Annotated in this window: 15 protein-coding genes; 10 read left to right on the top strand and 5 right to left on the bottom strand. The window is 71.7% G+C overall.

Annotation, left to right across the window (positions count from 1 at the left end):
* Positions 1 to 196: 196 nt before the first annotated feature.
* The 3 genes from KME77_RS12660 to KME77_RS12650 all read right to left on the bottom strand — a co-directional run bounded on the left by KME77_RS12660 (position 197) and on the right by KME77_RS12650 (position 3343).
* On the bottom strand, positions 197 to 1312 hold the full coding sequence (locus KME77_RS12660; RefSeq protein WP_219466177.1) for a steroid 3-ketoacyl-CoA thiolase: 1116 nt from the start codon (positions 1310 to 1312) through the stop codon (positions 197 to 199).
* A 48-nt stretch (positions 1313 to 1360) separates the two neighbouring features.
* Entirely contained in the window at positions 1361 to 2329 is a 969-nt protein-coding gene (locus tag KME77_RS12655; RefSeq protein WP_219466173.1) for a sigma-70 family RNA polymerase sigma factor, read from the bottom strand.
* Positions 2330 to 2395: 66 nt separating this feature from the next.
* Positions 2396 to 3343 carry an NADP-dependent oxidoreductase gene (locus KME77_RS12650; RefSeq protein WP_219466192.1) on the bottom strand — a complete coding sequence of 316 codons (948 nt, stop codon included), beginning with the start codon at positions 3341 to 3343 and terminating at the stop codon, positions 2396 to 2398.
* A 77-nt stretch (positions 3344 to 3420) separates the two neighbouring features.
* Between KME77_RS12650 and KME77_RS12645 the strand changes: the two genes are divergently transcribed.
* The gene (locus KME77_RS12645) at positions 3421 to 4383 is read left to right on the top strand and encodes a GlxA family transcriptional regulator (RefSeq protein ID WP_219466171.1); all 963 of its coding nucleotides are present in this window, start codon (positions 3421 to 3423) and stop codon (positions 4381 to 4383) included.
* 37 nt (positions 4384 to 4420) lie between these two features.
* Here the strand turns inward: KME77_RS12645 and KME77_RS12640 are convergent, their stop codons facing one another.
* Positions 4421 to 5071, bottom strand: a complete 651-nt coding sequence (locus KME77_RS12640) for a TetR family transcriptional regulator (protein WP_219466168.1) — start codon at positions 5069 to 5071, stop codon at positions 4421 to 4423.
* 188 nt (positions 5072 to 5259) lie between these two features.
* On the opposite strand from KME77_RS12640, the gene KME77_RS12635 reads away from it, so the two are divergent.
* From KME77_RS12635 to KME77_RS12610, 6 genes are read left to right on the top strand one after another with little or no spacing between them, the layout of a single operon-like run.
* On the top strand, positions 5260 to 6897 hold the full coding sequence (locus KME77_RS12635) for an AMP-binding protein (protein WP_219466166.1): 1638 nt from the start codon (positions 5260 to 5262) through the stop codon (positions 6895 to 6897).
* Positions 6897 to 7916, top strand: coding sequence for an acyl-CoA dehydrogenase family protein (locus KME77_RS12630; protein ID WP_219466158.1), 1020 nt, complete (start codon positions 6897 to 6899; stop codon positions 7914 to 7916). The genes KME77_RS12635 and KME77_RS12630 overlap by 1 nt, the downstream gene beginning before the upstream one ends.
* Positions 7917 to 9071, top strand: coding sequence for an acyl-CoA dehydrogenase family protein (locus tag KME77_RS12625; RefSeq protein ID WP_219466155.1), 1155 nt, complete (start codon positions 7917 to 7919; stop codon positions 9069 to 9071). It begins immediately after the preceding gene.
* Positions 9068 to 10087: a bifunctional MaoC family dehydratase N-terminal/OB-fold nucleic acid binding domain-containing protein gene (locus KME77_RS12620; protein WP_246609651.1), complete on the top strand. Its 1020-nt coding sequence runs from the start codon at positions 9068 to 9070 to the stop codon at positions 10085 to 10087. The genes KME77_RS12625 and KME77_RS12620 overlap by 4 nt, the downstream gene beginning before the upstream one ends.
* The gene (locus KME77_RS12615) at positions 10087 to 10500 is read left to right on the top strand and encodes a MaoC/PaaZ C-terminal domain-containing protein (protein WP_219466154.1); all 414 of its coding nucleotides are present in this window, start codon (positions 10087 to 10089) and stop codon (positions 10498 to 10500) included. Before KME77_RS12620 ends, KME77_RS12615 begins: the two co-directional genes overlap by 1 nt.
* Positions 10501 to 10550: 50 nt before the next feature.
* Entirely contained in the window at positions 10551 to 11717 is a 1167-nt protein-coding gene (locus KME77_RS12610) for a lipid-transfer protein (protein WP_219466153.1), read from the top strand.
* A 49-nt stretch (positions 11718 to 11766) separates the two neighbouring features.
* Here the strand turns inward: KME77_RS12610 and KME77_RS12605 are convergent, their stop codons facing one another.
* A complete protein-coding gene (locus KME77_RS12605; protein ID WP_219466152.1) occupies positions 11767 to 13542 on the bottom strand; it encodes an RNA polymerase sigma factor in 1776 nt (591 codons plus the stop codon).
* 473 nt (positions 13543 to 14015) lie between these two features.
* Here KME77_RS12605 and KME77_RS12600 point away from each other — a divergent pair, with 473 nt between their 5' ends.
* The 3 genes from KME77_RS12600 to KME77_RS12590 are packed head-to-tail and all read left to right on the top strand — an operon-like array spanning position 14016 to position 16448.
* A complete protein-coding gene (locus tag KME77_RS12600) occupies positions 14016 to 15074 on the top strand; it encodes an ABC transporter ATP-binding protein (RefSeq protein ID WP_219466151.1) in 1059 nt (352 codons plus the stop codon).
* Positions 15067 to 15780 carry an ABC transporter permease gene (locus tag KME77_RS12595; protein WP_219466150.1) on the top strand — a complete coding sequence of 238 codons (714 nt, stop codon included), beginning with the start codon at positions 15067 to 15069 and terminating at the stop codon, positions 15778 to 15780. Before KME77_RS12600 ends, KME77_RS12595 begins: the two co-directional genes overlap by 8 nt.
* Positions 15777 to 16448, top strand: coding sequence for an ABC transporter permease (locus KME77_RS12590; protein ID WP_308250680.1), 672 nt, complete (start codon positions 15777 to 15779; stop codon positions 16446 to 16448). The genes KME77_RS12595 and KME77_RS12590 overlap by 4 nt, the downstream gene beginning before the upstream one ends.
* Positions 16449 to 16621 lie beyond the last annotated feature (173 nt).

Raw genomic sequence — 16621 nt, 5'->3', positions numbered from 1 at the left:
TCCGCGAAGGGCCCTGTGCCCTAGCAGCCCCTTCGGGGTCCGCGGCGGGGGAGTGCGGGCGAACGCCGGTGGCCCGGCGCCTTCGCGCCAGGCCACGGCGAGCCCACGCCCGCACCCCCTCCCCATAGGACATTGTCCTTCAGCAGGACCCGCACCACTCCCGTGCCCTCGTGGTGAGGGACGTCGGACCCGTTCGTCAGCCGATCCGTTCCAGGATCGTCGCCGTCGCCAGCGCGCCTCCCGCGCACATCGTCACCAGCGCCGTGGTCGAGTCCGACCGCTCCAGCTCGTGCAGCGCCGTCGTCAGCAGCCGCGCCCCCGTGGCCCCGACGGGATGGCCGAGAGCGATGGCGCCACCGTTCACGTTCACCCGGTCGAAGTCCGGTTCGTGCACGCTCGCCCACGACAGCACCACCGACGCGAACGCCTCGTTCACCTCGAACCGGTCGATGTCGCTCATGCTCATCCCGGACATCCGCAGCACTTTGGCCGTGGCGTCCACCGGCCCGTCGAGGTGGTAGTACGGCTCCGAGCCCACCAGCGCCTGGGCCAGAATCCGCGCCCGGGGCCGCAGCCCGTGGCGCGCGGCGGCCTCCTCGCTCATGACCAGCACGGCGGCCGCGCCGTCGGAGATCTGCGAGGAGGTGCCCGCGGTGTGCAGGGCGCCCTCGCGCACCGGCTTGAGCTTGGCCAGCCCGTCGATGGTGGTCTCGCGCAGCCCCTGGTCTCTGCTCACGGCCCCGACGGGGACGATCTCACGCTCGAACCGCTCGTCGGCCCACGCCTTGGCGGCCAGTTGCTGCGAGCGCGCCCCGAACCAGTCGAGCCGCTCACGGGTCAGCCCGCGCCGCTCGGCGATCCGCTCGGCGGCGGTGAACTGGTCGGGCAGGTCGATGCTCCAGTCGTCGGGCCTGGGCCTGGCCGGAAGGACGTTGCTGCCCAGCGGCGCCCGGCTCATCACCTCGACCCCGCACCCGATCCCGACGTCGATCACGCCCGCCCGGACCAGCGCCGCGGCCAGGTGCACGGCCTGCTGCGACGAGCCGCACTGCGCGTCGACCGTGGTCACGCCCGTCTGGTAGGGCAGCCCCGCGTACAGCCACGCGTGCCGCCCCACGTGCCCGCCCTGCTCGCCCGCCTGGGTCACGCACCCGGCGAAGACCTGGCCGACGGCCGCCGGGTCGATGCCCGAGCGCTCGACCAGGCCGTTGAGGGCCGCGGCCAGCACCTGCTGGGGCTTGAGCTCGGACAGCCAGCCGGCCCGCTTGCCGATGGGGGTGCGTACGGCCTCGACGATCACAGGTGTGCCCACAGTCGCCTCCAGAATTAAGCTCCGGTGGTGACTGTAACGCGTTCTACTTTACTGCGGAAGCCTGCGCGGCAGCCCGAAGACATCGAAGAGCTTGACGTCGAAGAACATCGACACATGACTGACCAGTGACCCGTTGAAGCTGAGCACCGGCAACGAGAACGCGTCATAACCCTCCTCGTCGCGCAGGTACATGCCGAACGCGGCCTGCCCGTTGGCCCGCGCCGGCACCAGCTTGAGATCACCCGGCTTGTTGGCCGGGCAGTTGGTCTCGATGAGCCGTCCGATCTGCGCCGCCCCCTGGTACCACCCCGTGAACGGCGGCATCTCCCACACCGCGTCCTCGGTGAACAGCTCGACGATCTTCGTCACGTCGTAGCTCTCGAACGCGGCCACGTAACGGTCGAGCTGGGCCTGCTGCTCGGCCGTCAGCGGCTCGACCCGGTCGTCACGGCTCGGCGCCACCTCGTCGAGCTGGGCGCGGGCCCGCTGCAGGATGCTGTTGACGGCGGTGGTCGTGGTGTCGAGCACCTCGGCCACCTCCGCGGCCCGCCACTTGAGCACGTCGCGCAGGATCAGCACCGCGCGCTGGCGGGGCGGCAGGTGCTGCAGGGCCGCGATGAGCGCGAGCCGGATGCTCTCGCGCGAGGTCACGATGGCGGCCGGATCGTCGGCCCCCGCCCCCACCATCCCGTCCGGCACCGGCTCCAGCCACGGCACCTCAGGTCGCGTGATCAGCGGCCCGGCCGGCTCCGACGCGGGCGCGCCGAGGCCGGTCGGCATCGGCCGCTTCCCCTGGCTGTCGAGCGCCGTCAGGCACGCCGTCGTGGCGATGCGATACATCCACGTGCGCACCGACGAACGCCCCTCGAACCCGTCGTAGGACCGCCACGCCCGCAGATAGGTCTCCTGGACGAGGTCCTCGGCGTCGTGCACCGACCCGAGCATGCGGTAGCAGTGAGCCATCAGCTCACGCCGCAGCGGGTCGGCCTGCTGGAGGAAGTCCTGCCTGTCAGCCATGCCCCTTGTATATCCGGTGCCACCGACAGATATCAGTCCTCGCCGGTGACCCGGCGAATTGCCCGGTCAATGGCCGGTGACGTCGCTCAGGACGATCTTCCCCGTCGTCCGGTTCGACTCGCCCAGCTCGTGGGCCTTGGCCGCGTCCGCCAGCGGCAGGACGGCGGCCACCTCGGCGCGCAGCCTGCCCGCCTGCGCCAGCGCCGCCAGCGACCGCATCGCGGCGTGGTCGGGCTCGACCAGCATGGCCGCCGACCGGACGCCGCGCTCGGCCGCCTGCTCGTGCAGGTCCTTGAGCATGGCGCCGATCGCCAGCGAGACGAGGGTGCCGCCCTCGCGCAGGGTCCGCAGCGAGCGCGGCCCGTAGTCGCCGCCGATGGTGTCGACCACCACGTCCACGTCCCGCACGACCTCGGCGAAGTCCTCTTTGCGGTAGTCGACCAGCTCGTCGGCGCCGAGGTCGCGCAGCAGGTCGTGCTTGGCGGCGCTGGCCGTGCCGATCACGTGGGCGCCGCGGGCCTTGGCGATCTGCACCGCGAAGTGCCCCACGCCGCCCGCCGCCGCGTGCACGAGCACCCGCTGCCCCGCCGCCAGACCGGCGGTGTCCACGAGCGCCTGCCAGGCGGTCAGCGCCGCGAGCGGGACGGCGGCGGCGTGGACGTGGTCGAGATCGGCGGGCTTGCGGGCGAAATGGCGGGCGGGGGCGCTGACGTACTCGGCGTACGCGCCGTGGCCCTGCGGATAGCGGAGCATGCCGAACACCTCGTCGCCCGGCCGGTAGATCGTCGTGCCCACGCCGACCCGCTCGACGACGCCCGACACGTCCCAGCCGAGCGTGAACGGCGGTGCCGTCCGCAGCATGCCGCCGCTGGCCCGGGTCTTCCAGTCGGTGGGGTTCACCCCGGCGGCGTGCACCCGTACGAGCACCTCCGTCGGGCCGGGCTCGGGCCGGTCCACCTCGACAAGTCTCAGCACCTCAGGGCCGCCGAGGGCGTCCTGGCTGATCGCGCGCATCTTCATGCCGTCCAGCCTCCCGCCTGGACGGGCGGCGGGCGAGTGGCCCGATGGCCAAGATGTGCAAAGATCGGGCCATGCATCGTGTTGTCGTCCTGGCGCTGCCGGGGGTCATCCCGTTCGAGCTGAGCGTGCCGTCGCGGATCTTCCGCGCCGCCGCGGGCCCGGACGGGGAGCCGCTCTACGAGGTGATCACCTGCACGCTGGACGGCGGCCCCGTCGCGACGGACGCCGACTACACGATCGCGGTCGAGCACGACGCGGGCGCGCTGGCGACGGCCGACACCGTCGTCATCCCCGCCGCCGAGCACTTCGCGGACATCACCGGCGCCTCCTCGCTGCCCGCCGGGCTGCTCGACGCGCTCGCCCTGATCAGGCCCGGCACCCGGGTGGTCTCCATCTGCATCGGCACGTACGTGCTGGCCGCCGCGGGCCTCCTGGACGGCCGCCCTGTCACCACCCACTGGCGGCACGCCGAACGCTTCGCCCGCCTCTTCCCCGAGGTGCGGGTGAACGCCGACGTGCTGTTCGTGGACGACGGCGACGTGGTCACCTCGGCGGGCGCGTCGGCCGGCGTGGACCTGTGCCTCCACCTCGTCCGGAGGGACCACGGCAGCGAGATCGCCAACCAGGTCGCGCGCAGCTGCGTCGTGCCCCCGTGGCGCGACGGCGGCCAGGCCCAGTACGTGGAGCGCCCGGTGCCCCAGCCCTCCACCTCCGGCACCGCCCCGACCAGGGCCTGGGCCCTGCGGAACCTCTCCTCGCCGCTCCAGCTCACGGACCTGGCGGCGCACGCGGGCATGAGCCGGCGCACCTTCACCCGCAGGTTCCGCCACGAGGTGGGCCTGAGCCCCGGGCAGTGGCTGACCCAGCAGCGGGTGGAACTGGCCAGGCACCTCCTGGAGACGACCGAGCTGCCGGTGGACCGGGTGGCGGAGCAGGCGGGCTTCGGCACCGCCGCCTCCCTGCGGCAACATCTGAACGCGTCACTGGGGGTGTCACCGCACGCCTACCGCCGCACGTTCCGGGCGGTCGGCTGAGCCGCCTGGTCCGGGGCGTCAGCTGGAGAGCGAAGATCTAAAGATCGTTGACGAGCCGATCGGCGGCGAGATCGATACGGCGCTGTATCTGCTCGTACGTGCGCCGCCCGCGCAGCATCTCCAGCAGCTCCTGCACCCACACGCTGGACAGCGACCCCGCCAGGTCGAGCTGCACCTCCGTCGCCCGCTCCCGGGTCAGCCCGTCGGCCGAGACGCGCAGCAGCAGCCCCGTCATCCGCTCGCCGAACGGTGTGTCCACCTCCGCCATGATCAGCGAGCGGATCAGCGCGTCGGCCAGCTCCGGCTCGCGCATGAGCCCCCGCGTGGCGCGCATCAGCACGTCCACCGCGCGCCCGGCCGGGGTGGAGGCGCTCGGCGGGCGGCGCTCGATGCTGCTCTCCAGCAGGTCGATCTCCTCGCCGACGACCGCCACGACCAGATCCATCTTCGAGGGGAAGTAGCGGTAGAGGGTGCCGAGGGCGACGCCCGCCCGCTCGGCCACCGTGCGCATCTGCATCGCCTCGACGCCGCCTCGCGAGGCCAGCGCGGCGGCGGCCTGGACGATGCGCTTGCGGCGCTGGTGCTGGCTACGCGTACGGACGCTGTGACCGCCGGACGTGGACTGGCTCTCCACGGTCCCCTTGGGGTCGCTGGGGGGCGTGGCGATCGGCGCCTGCGGGGTACGCATGAGAACACGTTATCTGATTTTCCGATGACGCGGCTTGTTACTCGCCGGTCACAAAGAAGCCATATCGGCGCATGTCTGGGGCGCTACAGAGATATTTCCTGACTTATTGGTATGTGTGGCTACTGGACACAGATTAGAATCTGTTCTAGTTTGCGGAACGGTTGACCGAGCGCTTGCTGGGAGGGCCGATGACCGCGGACACGCTCGCCGCCCTGCTGCTCGCCCGGGCGGACGACGACCGGCCGGGACTGCTCTTCGAGGACCGGGTGTGGTCGTGGCGTTCCCACGTGGCCGCGTGCCGGGGGGCGGCCGCGTGGCTCGACGAGCGCGCTCCCGCCGGCCCGCCGCACGTCGGGGTGCTGTCGGACAATGTGCCCGAGCTGGTGTTCCTGCTGGGGGCGGCCGCGCTGTCGGGGCGGGTGGTCGTGGCGCTGAACCCGACCCGCTCGGTGGGCGAGCTGACCGAGGACGCCCGCGCCACGGACGTCGGCCTGCTGCTGTGGGACGCCCCGTACGAGAAGCTCGGCCGCGGCGTGGCCGACGAACTGGGCGCGGACTCGGCGCCGCTGTCAGAGCTGACCGCGACCCCGAACGCGGACCCGGCGGCCACGTCAGGCGCCCCACGAGACACCCCGGAGATCGCCCCCGGCACCCTGGCGATGCTCATCTTCACCTCCGGCACGTCCGGCCGCCCCCGGGCGGTGCGGATCACGCAGCGGAAGATCGCCGTCCCCGGCGTCGCGCTCGCCGCCATGCTCACCCCCCAGGACGTCGTCTACTGCTCGATGCCGCTGTTCCACTCCGGCGCCGTCATGGCCGCGTACGCGCCGGCCGTGGCCTCGGGGGCGGCGCTGGCGCTGCGGCGGAAGTTCTCCGCGTCGGGCCTGCTGCCGGACGTCAGGCGCTACGGCTGCACCTACCTCCAGTACGTCGGCAAGGCCCTCTCGTACGTCCTGGCCACCCCCCAGCTCCCGGACGACGCCGACAACCCGCTGAAGATCGCCTTCGGCAACGAGGGGAGCGCGACGGCCACCCGGAGGTTCGGGGAGCGGTTCGGCTGCTACGTGATCGATGCCTTCGGCTCGACGGAGACGGCCATCTCCGTCAGCCCGGACCCCGCCGGACCGCCCGGCTGCCTCGGCCGCCTGCCGGAGGGTATCGAGATCCGCGACCCGCTGACCGGGCGGCCGTGCCCGCCCGGCCGGATCGAGGACGGCCGCCTGCTCAACCCGGACGAGGCCATCGGCGAGCTGGTCAACACCACGGGCCTGGGCCTGTTCGAGGGCTACTACAACAACCCCGGCGCCGACGCCGAGCGGATGCGCGAGGGCGCGTTCTGGTCGGGCGACATGGCCTACGCGGACCCCGACGGCTACGTCTTCTTCGCCGGCCGCGGCACCGAGCGGCTGCGCGTGGACGGCGAGAACCTCGCGGTGGCGCCCATCGAGGCGGTCCTGCGGGAGTGCCCCGGGGTGATCGAGGCGGCCGTGTACCCGGTGCCGGACGCGGCGGCCGGGGACCAGGTCATGGCGGCGCTGATCGTGGAGGGGCCGTTCGACCCGGCGGCGTTCGCCGGGTTCCTCGACGGACGCCGAGACCTGGGCGCCAAGTCGATGCCCCGCTACGTCCGCATCTCCGGCGGCCTGCCGCAGACGCCGTCGAACAAGGTCATCAAACGCCTCCTCGCGAAAGAGGGCTGGCGCACCCCCGACCCGATCTGGTGGCGCCCCCGATCGAGCGGGTTCGTCTTACTGGGCGCCGAGGACGTCGCGGCGATCGAGCGGGAGTTCACCCGGCACGGCAGGCAACACCTCTTGGAGAGATAGTGGATTTCAACCTGGACGACACCCAGCAGGACCTGCGCGCCCTGGCCGCCGACCTCCTGGCCAAGGAGGCGACCCAGGAACGCCTGGACGCCCACGAGAAGACCGGTCTGCCGTATGACGACAAGGTGTGGCAGGCGATGAGCCAGGCCGGGCTGACGAGCGTGTGCGTGCCGGAGAGCGCGGGCGGCGCCGGGCTGGGCGCCGTCGAGCTGGCCGTGGTGCTGCGCGAGGTCGGCGCCCGCGCCGCTCCCGTGCCCGCGCTGGCGACGTTGGTGAGCACGCTGGCCGTGGCCAGGTACGGGACGCCGGAGCAGGTCACCCGGTCCGCCGAGGGAATCGGCACCCTCGCGCTGCGCGAGCGGGAACCGGTCTCGGTCGAGCGGTCCGGTGACGGGTGGCTGGTCAGCGGGCGCAAGACCGCCGTCCCGCACGGGGGTGAGGCCGCGTACGTGCTGGTCACCACCGGCGAGGGCCTGTTCATGACCGCCGGCCCCTGGACGGCGCGGCCGGAGTACGCCTCGGACGGCGGCGGCCTGGCCACCGTCGTGCTCGACCGCGCTCCCGCCGAGCGCCTGGCCGGGCAGGAGGGGGTCGCCCATGTCCGGCAGCTCTTCACGGCGGCCGTCGCCGCGCAGGCCAGCGGCGTGCTGGCCGGCGCGCTCAAGCTGACCACCGAGTACATCAGGACCAGGAAGCAGTTCGGCCGGGCGCTGGCCGAGTTCCAGGCCGTGACCGTGCAGATCGCCGACGTGTACATCGCGGCCAGGGCGCTCGACGTGGCCATGTGGTCCGGAGCCTGGCTGCTGGCCAACGACCTGCCCGCTGATGAGGACGTGGCCGTGGCCGGCTTCCACGTGAGCGAGGCCTACCGGGCGCTGTTCACCTGCCAGCACCTGCACGGCGGCCTCGGCCTCGACGTGACCTACCCGCTGCACCGCTACTTCGCCCAAGCCAAGCACCTGTCCCACCTGCTCGGCGGCGCCGACGCCCAGCTCGACCTGATCGGAGCGCTCGTCTAGATGCTGATCGACCTGACCCCCGACCAGCGCAGGCTCCGCGCCGAGCTGCGCGAGTACTTCCAGAACTGCCTCACCGAGGAGGACCGCCGCAAGATCGCCGAGGACCCGTTCGGCACCTCCTACATGGAGCACTGCCGCCGGCTCGGCCGCGACCGCAAGCTCGGGCTCGGCTGGCCGAAGGAGTACGGCGGCGCCGGCTACGGCCCCCTTGAGCAGCAGATCTTCGCCAACGAGATCGCCCGCGCGGGCGTGCCGTACCCGCTCATCACGCTGCAGACGGTCGGGCCGACGCTCATGCAGTACGGCACGCCGGAGCAGAAGGAACAGTTCCTGCCCAGGATCCTGGCCGGCGAGTGCCACTTCGCGATCGGCTACAGCGAGCCCGAGGCGGGCACCGACCTGGCCTCGCTCAGGACCACGGCGGTGCTCGACGGCGACCACTACGTCGTCAACGGCCAGAAGATCTTCACCAGCGGCGCCCACTACGCCCAGTACATCTGGCTGGCCACCCGCACCAACCCCGAGGCCAAGAAGCACAAGGGCATCACGATGATGATCGCCTCCACCGCCGACCCCGGCTTCTCCTGGACGCCGATCGTCACCATGGACGGCCGCCACCACACCAACGCCACCTACTACTCCGACGTCCGCGTCCCGGTCGACATGGTCGTGGGCCAGGTGGACAAGGGCTGGGACCTCATCGTCAACCAGCTCAACCACGAGCGCGTCACGCTCGGCCCGGCGGGCAACCTCGGCGGCACGTACGACCGCTTCCTGGAATGGGCGAGCCGCGCCGGGGTGGTGGACAACCCGGACGTGCGGCGGGCGCTGGGCCGCGTCAGGGCGTTTTTCCGGACGAACGAGCTGCTGAACTGGCAGGTCGCGGCGAACATGGACCTGGGCTGGCTGGGCGCGCCCGACGCGTCGGCGACCAAGATCTACGCCTCCGAGCGGATCCAGGAGGTCGGGCGGCTCGTCGGCGACATCCTGTCCCGCTACGGCGACCCGTCCGACCCGGAGACGGCCGAGCTGATGGAGCGCATGGACCACGGCGTGAAGGGGGGCCTGGTGCTGACGTTCGGCGGCGGGGTGAACGAGGTGCAGAGAGAGCTGATCGCGATGCTCGGCCTGAGCCTGCCGAGGCCGCCCCGATGACCGAGCCCGCCCCGATGACCGAGCCCGCCCCGATGACCGAGCCCGCCCCGACGACCGCCCCCGCGGCCGGTCCTGGCAGCGCGCTCGACCGGGAGCTGCACGAACTGGCGGACAAGCAGGTCGCGCTCGGCGAGATGCGCGGCTCGCCCAGCGTGAACCCCGTGAACGAGCCCATGATCAGGCACTGGCTGGACGCCATGGGCGACACGAACCCCGCCTACCTGGACCAGGGCGTCGCCCCGCCGGCGATGATCCAGGTCTGGACCATGCCCGGCCTGCGCAGGGACGTCAAGGAGCGCTCGCCGGTCGACGACATGATCGCGAGGCTGACCGACACCGGCTTCACCGGCGTGGTCGCGACGAACTGCGAGCAGACCTACCACCGCCCCGCGCGGCTGGGCGAGCGGCTCACGCCCGCGACCCGGTTCAGCGGCCTGGTGGGGCCCAAGCAGACGGCGCTCGGCGAGGGCTACTTCGCCACCTGGAACGTCACCTGGTACGGCGACGGCGATGATCCGGTGGCGGAGATGATGTTCCGGATCCTGAAGTTCCGGCCCCGGCAGAGGGCGTCGGAGAAGGCCCCGGAGAAAGCTCCTGAGCGGCAGGAGCCGAAGCAGCCGTACCCGCTGCGGCCCGCCGTCAACGAGGACACCGCGTTCTTCTGGGAGGGCGTGCGGAAGGGCGAGCTGCGCATCCAGCGCTGCTCCGACTGCGGCGAGCTGCGCCACCCGCCCGGCCCCGTCTGCCCCTCCTGCCGCTCCGCCAACCGCACGCACATCGTGTCGAGCGGCGAGGGCGTCGTCTACAGCTATGTCGTTCACCACCACCCACCGGTTCCGGGACGGGAGACGCCGTTTGTGGTGGCCGTGGTGGAACTGCCGGAAGGTGTGCGGATTGTGGGCAACATAGTGGACTGTCCGACTGACGCCGTGGGTATCGGTATGTCGTTGCGTGCCACCTACCGCGCTATGGACGACGAACTGATCCTGCCCATGTGGGCGCCACGGGAGACGTGATGCGGACGCTGACCGAAGACCAGGTGGAGATCGGCTCGGTGCTGCCTGAGCTGTCGATCGACCTCACGCCCACGGTGGTCGTCTCCACCGCCCTGGCCACGATGGACTTCACCCCCGTGCACCACGACGTCGGGATCGCCCGCGCCCAGGGCTCCAAGGACATCTTCCTCAACATCCTGACCACGATGGGGCTGGTCGAGCGGTACGTCACCGACTGGGCGGGGCCGGGGGCGGTCATCAGGCGCATCAACGTCAAGCTCGGCGTCCCGGCGTACGCGGGGGACCGGCTGAGCTTCAACGGCACGATCGTCTCGCGCGAGGCGGCGGAGTTCACGGTCGAGGTGCGCGGCAAGGTCAGCCTGGGCGACCACGCCACCGGCACCATCACCCTGACCTTCCCCGAGGCCTCCTGACCTGTCTGTCTCCTGACCTGTCTGTACGGCACGCAACAAAGGAGCGGTACGTGCTCAAGTCCCATGCCGCCATATCGGGCATCGGCGCCACCGAGTTCAGCAAGAAGTCCGGGCGCAGCGAGCTGCGCCTGGCGGCCGAGGCCGTCTTCGCCGCGCTGGACGACGCGGGCCTGGCCCCGGCCGACGTGGACGGCATGGTGACGTTCACCCAGGACACCAACCAGGAGATCGCCGTCGCCCGCGAGATCGGCGCGGGGGAGCTGACGTACTTCTCCCGCGTCGACTACGGGGGCGGCGCGGCGTGCGGCACGGTGGCACAGGCCGCGATGGCCGTGGCGACCGGCATGGCCACCACGGTCGTCTGCTACCGGGCCTTCAACGAGCGCTCCGGCAGGAGGTTCGGGCAGCCGGACGCGCGCCTGGGCGGGCAGCCGACGTCCCAGGGACTGGAGATGAGCTGGCACGTGCCGTTCGGGCTGATGACGCCCGCGAGCTGGGTGGCGATGTTCGCCCAGCGGTACATGCACACCTACGGCGCCACGTCGGAGGACTTCGGCCGGGTCGCGGTCGCCATGCGCAGGCACGCCGCCACGAACCCCGCCGCCTGGTTCCACGGCAAGCCCATCACGCTGGAGGAGCACCAGGCGTCGCGGTGGATCGTGGAGCCCCTGCACCTGCTCGACTGCTGCCAGGAGAGCGACGGCGCGGTGGCCCTGGTCGTCACCACCGCCGAACGGGCCCGCGACCTGCGCCGCTCGCCCGCCGTGATCACCGCCGCCGCCCAGGGCTCGGGCACCGGCCAGATGATGATGACCAGCTACTACCGCGACGACATGAGCGGACTGCCGGAGATGGGGGTGGTCGGGCGGCGGCTGTGGGAGATGTCCGGGCTGAGCCCGAGCGACATCCAGACGGCCATCCTGTACGACCACTTCACCCCGTTCGTCCTGGCACAACTGGAGGAGCTGGGCTTCTGCGGCCATGGCGAGGCTCCTGACTACCTGCGCGACGGCGGCATCGAGATCGACGGGCGCCTGCCCGTCAACCCGAACGGCGGCCAGCTCGGCGAGGCCTACATCCACGGCATGAACGGCATCGCCGAGGCCGTCCGCCAGATCAGGGGGACCTCCGTCAACCAGGTGCCGGGCGTGCGGAACGTACTGGTCACGGCCGGCACCGGCGTGCCGACCAGCGGGCTGATCCTCTCCACCGGCTGAGCCCCGCCCAGGCCCGTGGCCCGGGCGCGGCTCAAGGGCCGATGAGCTCTCAGGGACCGATGATGAGCGGGACCGCGAAGAAGACGATCATCGCGATCGCGACGCACACCAGGAACCCGGCCAGCTCCCACGCCCAGTCGTAGTGCCGCTCACCGGCTGGCCGTGGATGCATCTCCGGCGGGGGCTCGGGAGCCTCCGGGAAGTCGTCCATGGCCGGCAGGTCGTCCTCCACGATCGGCAGGTCGTCCACGGAGGGCGGGAAGGGGACGGTGGCCGGCGGCATCCGGTACACCGGCTCCTTGCGGGCCGACTTGGGGGTGAAGAAGGCTCCCGGCTCCCTGTCCTGTCCTGGCTCCCCGGCCTGGCTCGGCTCCCTGGGCGGGCCCTTGGCCACGAGCACGTCGCCGATGGCGGGCAGCTCCTGGGTCGGCTCGTCGTCCAGCACGTCCGCCGGGATGGGGGAGGGGAAGGGGACGGAGGGCACCGCCGGCGGGGTGGCCAGCTCGCGCATCTCCGCCGCGGTCGGCGTGCCGGGCGCGGGTTCCGGGGCCTTCACCGGGGCGGGCATGGTGAACGGCCGCTCCCAGGAGAGGCCGCGCGGCAGGGGGCCGTCCGAGGCGCGCCGGAAGGGCGACGGCTCGTCCGAGGGGATGACCGGAGGCTCGTCGGAGACCGGATCACCCGGCTGCGGCAGCCGGAACAGGCCCTCACGGCGCGGGCGCCCACCGGCCGTCCGACGCGGCCGTCCGTCGAGCGGCGACCCTGAGGACGGCTGCCCGTCGAGCGGCGACCGGGTCTCACCGGCCGGCCCGCCGGCGGGGCGGGGCTCCGCGGCGTGCCGGGGGCCGTCGGAGGGGCGAGGGCCGTCAGCGGGGCGGGGGGCATCGGAGGGGCGGCGGGGCTCGTCGGACAGGATGTCGCCGGACGCGGGCCTACCGGCCCCGGCCGGGCGCATCGTGAAGAACCGCCTGCCCCCGAACCCCTTGCCCCCGGCCCGTTCAGGCCGGTCCATTCGGTCCGTCCGGTCCGTCCGGTCGAAGAGCTGCTCCAGCGCCGACACGTCCTGACCGGTGCCGAGCGGGTCGCGCAGCTTGGGCATCGGCGCCGTGGTCGCCTCGTGCGGGGCCACCCGTGACGGCGACGGCGGCGTCAGCAACTCCGTCGGGAAGATCCCGGTGCTGGTGGCGAAGTTCGGCCTGCCCAGCGGCAGCGGCCATGTCGGCGACACGGGCCAGCGCGGCTTGACGAACATCGGCGAGGCCGTGCCACGCGCCCGCGCGGTCCGCGGCGAGAACTGCTCGCCCAGCGGCGGCGACGGCCACGGCAGCCGCCCGAGCACGTCGCGCAACGGCGCCACTCCCAGCGCCCCGTACACGTCGGCCACCGGCTTGGACACCCGCGCCGACGTGCACGCCAGCGCGGCGTCGAGCGTCTGCCGGTAGTGCTGGGCGGCGCTGGTGGCCAGCTCCTCGGCGGTGTCGGGGGCGACGTCGAGGGCCCAGGCCAGCTCGGTCCGGTCGAGCCCGCAGACCGCGACCAGCACGAGCACCTCACGCTGGTGCGGGCGTAACTCCCGCAGTGTCCGCTCCACCAGCGCGGACGCCGGATCGATCAACGGGTCCACCGACGGGGAGGCGTACACGACGTCGCGGCGCTGGATCTCGCGCCGGGCGAAGGCGTACAGGGCCGCGCGCGGCGGCCGGTGCACCGGGACGCTGGTCAGGACGGTTACCAGGGTGTCGGTCGCGGAGCCATGGTCGCCGAGCTGGTCCGCGCAGTACGCGAACAGCCCGGCGGCGTGACGGTCGTAGAGCTCCGCGATCAAATCGGCCCTGTCGGTGTCAAGGGAGGGTCGAAATGGGGGGTGATCGGTGAGCGGATGTGTCACGGGGCCGGATCCTCTTGCTGAAATGCGGACGCTTGAGGGAGGGGGGTGCGGCGTCGTACTTCGTGCTGGTAATCATGCCAAGTCTCCCTGGTCCGGCGCACCAATCAGAGCGCCTTTTCATCGGAATGTTGCCTCTGTTGCGTGCGTGGCCGACTTGAGAGGGTTTTGTCCCGGTCTGATGGGTGAGAGGGGATTGAGGGCGGTCCGAAACTTTTTTCGGAAGCTTCTTCCGACTCAACCGCCCAGTTGAGAGGGGATATGGGGTGACGGTGAGTTGCGTGGTGAAGCGTTTCAGCGATACCCGGGGGGACATAGGGGTCGGGATCGCCGTAGTCTTGTCGTCCTGAGAGATCATGCGGCGGTCGTGGCAGGGGGGCCGCGGCCCCTGCCGAGAACGCAAGAGGTCGCGCGTGATCACATTTGACGACGTCACCAAACGATATCCAGACGGCACGGTCGCCGTGGACCACCTGAGCCTGGAGGCGCCCACGGGTGAGATCACCGTGTTCGTCGGCCCCTCCGGCTGCGGGAAGACCACCTCGCTGCGGATGATCAACCGGATGATCGACGCCTCCGAGGGCAAGATCCTCCTCGACGGCGAGCCGGTGCAGGGCATCGACCCGCCGACGCTGCGGCGCGGCATCGGGTACGTCATCCAGCAGGCCGGGCTCTTCCCGCACCGGAAGATCGTCGACAACATCGCCACCGTGCCCTACCTGCTCGGCTGGGACAAGAAGAAGGCCCGCACCAGGGCCATGGAGCTGCTCGAACGCGTCGGGCTCGACCCGGTCATGGGCGAGCGCTACCCGTTCCAGCTCTCCGGCGGCCAGCAGCAGCGGGTCGGCGTGGCCAGGGCGCTGGCGGCGGACCCGCCGGTGCTGCTCATGGACGAGCCGTTCAGCGCGGTGGACCCGATCGTGCGCACCAGCCTCCAGGACGAGCTGCTGAGGCTGCAGTCCGAGCTGAACAAGACCATCGTGTTCGTCACCCACGACATCGACGAGGCCATCAAGCTCGGCGACCGGGTGGCCGTGCTGCGCGTGGGCGGCAAGCTGGCGCAGCTCGCCGCCCCCAAGACGCTGCTGTCGGAGCCCGCCGACGACTTCGTCCGCGAGTTCCTGGGGCACGACAGGGGCATCAGGCGGCTGCAGTTCATCTCCACGGAGGGGCTGCGGCTGCGTACGGACCTGACCGTGCCCGAAGGGTTCAGCGGCCCGACGGACGAGCCGTGGCTGCTCGTCGTCACCCCGGACGACCGGCCCGTGGGCTGGATCTCGCGGGAGCGGCCCGACGAGGTGGAGCAGTACGGGACGTTCGTGCTGGGCCGCGACTCGATGCGGTCGGCGCTCGACGCGGCGCTGCTGTCGCCGTCGGGCTGCGCGGTGGCCGTGGACGAGGCGGGCAAGGTCGTGGGAGCCGCGACCAGGGAGGCCCTGGACGAGGCCCTGGCGGAGGCGGCGGATGGCTAGCGGGGCGTTGGTGGCCACGCTGCTGTCGCCCGTCTCGGACGGGCCGCCGACGCTGTGGGAGTGGCTCGGCCGCAACTGGGACACCGGGCGGGTCGACAGCATCAAGAACCTGCTCGTCGACCACCTGATCATGTCCCTGGTGCCGATCTTCGCCGCGCTGGTCGTGGCGCTGCCGCTGGGGCTGGCCAGCGTGCGGTGGCGATGGCTGTACCAGCCGACGGCGGGCGTGTTCAACGTGATCTACGCGCTGCCGTCGCTGCCGGTCTTCATGCTGCTCATCCAGTTCAGCGGGCTGTCCAAGACGACGGTGATCGTGCCGCTGACCTTCTACGGCTGCGCCGTGCTGATCCCGTCGGTGGTCGACGGGCTCGGCTCGGTGCCGGACCACGTGCGGCAGTCGGCCGTCGCGATGGGCTTCACGCCGCTGCGCCGCCTGCTGCAGGTGGAGCTGCCGATCGCGGTGCCCGTGGTGCTGGCCGGGATGCGGGTGGTCGCGGTCTCCAGCATCAGCCTCGTGAGCGTCGGCGCGCTGATCGGGCAGGGCGGCCTGGGCATGCTGTTCACCCGGGCCTACCAGAACCCGTTCGTGCCGCCCGCGCTGGTCGGCATCGTGCTCATCGTGCTGCTCGCCCTGGTCGCCGACGGGCTGCTGGTCCTCGCGCAGCGGCTGCTGACCCCCTGGGTACGGGCGAGGAGGGCCACGTGAACTGGCTGCTGGAGTTCTTCGGCAAGGCCGAGAACTGGTCGGGGTCCGGGGGCATCCCCATGCGCCTGCTGGAGCACCTGGAGTTCTCGGTCATGGCGCTGGCCCTGGCGGTGGTCATCGCGATCCCGCTCGGCCTGCTGATCGGGCACACCGGCAAGGGCGGCCTGGGCGTCGTCGTCACGGCGAACCTCGCCAGGGCGCTGCCGACGCTGGGCCTGCTGGTGCTGTTCGTGCTGCTGCTGGGCACCGCCTCGATCCTGCCGGTGATCATCCCGCTGGTGCTGCTGGCGATCCCGCCGATTCTGGTCAACACGTTCGAGGGCATCCGCGGCGTGGACCCGGAGCTGCGCGACGCCGCGTACGGGATGGGGCTGCGCGGCGGGCAGGTGCTCGGCCGGGTGCTGGTCCCGGTCGCGCTGCCGCTGATCCTGCTGGGGCTGCGGCTGTCGGCGATCCAGGTGGTCGCTACGACCACGATCGCCGCGTACACCGGTCTGGGCGGGCTCGGGAGGTTTGTCATCGACGGGTTCTCGACGCAGGATTACGCCAGTGTCGTCGGGGGTTCAGTACTGATTGTGTTGTTCGCGCTCGTGGTGCAGGTCTTGTTCACCGTCGTTCGGTGGGTGACGGTCTCCCCTGGAGTGAGCCAGAGGGTCAAGACCCGCTAATCTCTGCAATACCTGCCGCTTAGGAAGGAAATAGCATGAAACGCATGTTCGGCACCGCGGCCGTCCTGCTGTCGGCGACGCTCGCGCTTGCCGCCTGTGGGGGTGGCGGCAGTGGAGGAAATCCGCTCGACACCACGAGCGCCGCGCCCAGCGGCTCGGCGTCCGCCGCCGGC

The sequence above is a fragment of the Nonomuraea rhizosphaerae genome, assembly GCF_019396405.1.
GTDB classification, from domain to species: Bacteria; Actinomycetota; Actinomycetes; order Streptosporangiales; family Streptosporangiaceae; genus Nonomuraea; species Nonomuraea rhizosphaerae.
This window is presented reverse-complemented; position numbering and strand designations above follow the sequence as displayed.

Bases quoted from the DNA above. Each gene is read 5' to 3' on its own strand.
- KME77_RS12655 (WP_219466173.1), bottom strand. From the start codon at position 2,329: ATGGCTGACAGGCAGGACTTCCTCCAGCAGGCCGACCCGCTGCGGCGT.
- KME77_RS12650 (WP_219466192.1), bottom strand. From the start codon at position 3,343: ATGCGCGCGATCAGCCAGGACGCCCTCGGCGGCCCTGAGGTGCTGAGA.
- KME77_RS12645 (WP_219466171.1), top strand. From the start codon at position 3,421: ATGCATCGTGTTGTCGTCCTGGCGCTGCCGGGGGTCATCCCGTTCGAG.
- KME77_RS12640 (WP_219466168.1), bottom strand. From the start codon at position 5,071: ATGCGTACCCCGCAGGCGCCGATCGCCACGCCCCCCAGCGACCCCAAG.
- KME77_RS12635 (WP_219466166.1), top strand. From the start codon at position 5,260: ATGACCGCGGACACGCTCGCCGCCCTGCTGCTCGCCCGGGCGGACGAC.
- KME77_RS12625 (WP_219466155.1), top strand. From the start codon at position 7,917: ATGCTGATCGACCTGACCCCCGACCAGCGCAGGCTCCGCGCCGAGCTG.
- KME77_RS12620 (WP_246609651.1), top strand. From the start codon at position 9,068: ATGACCGAGCCCGCCCCGATGACCGAGCCCGCCCCGATGACCGAGCCC.
- KME77_RS12615 (WP_219466154.1), top strand. From the start codon at position 10,087: ATGCGGACGCTGACCGAAGACCAGGTGGAGATCGGCTCGGTGCTGCCT.
- KME77_RS12595 (WP_219466150.1), top strand. From the start codon at position 15,067: ATGGCTAGCGGGGCGTTGGTGGCCACGCTGCTGTCGCCCGTCTCGGAC.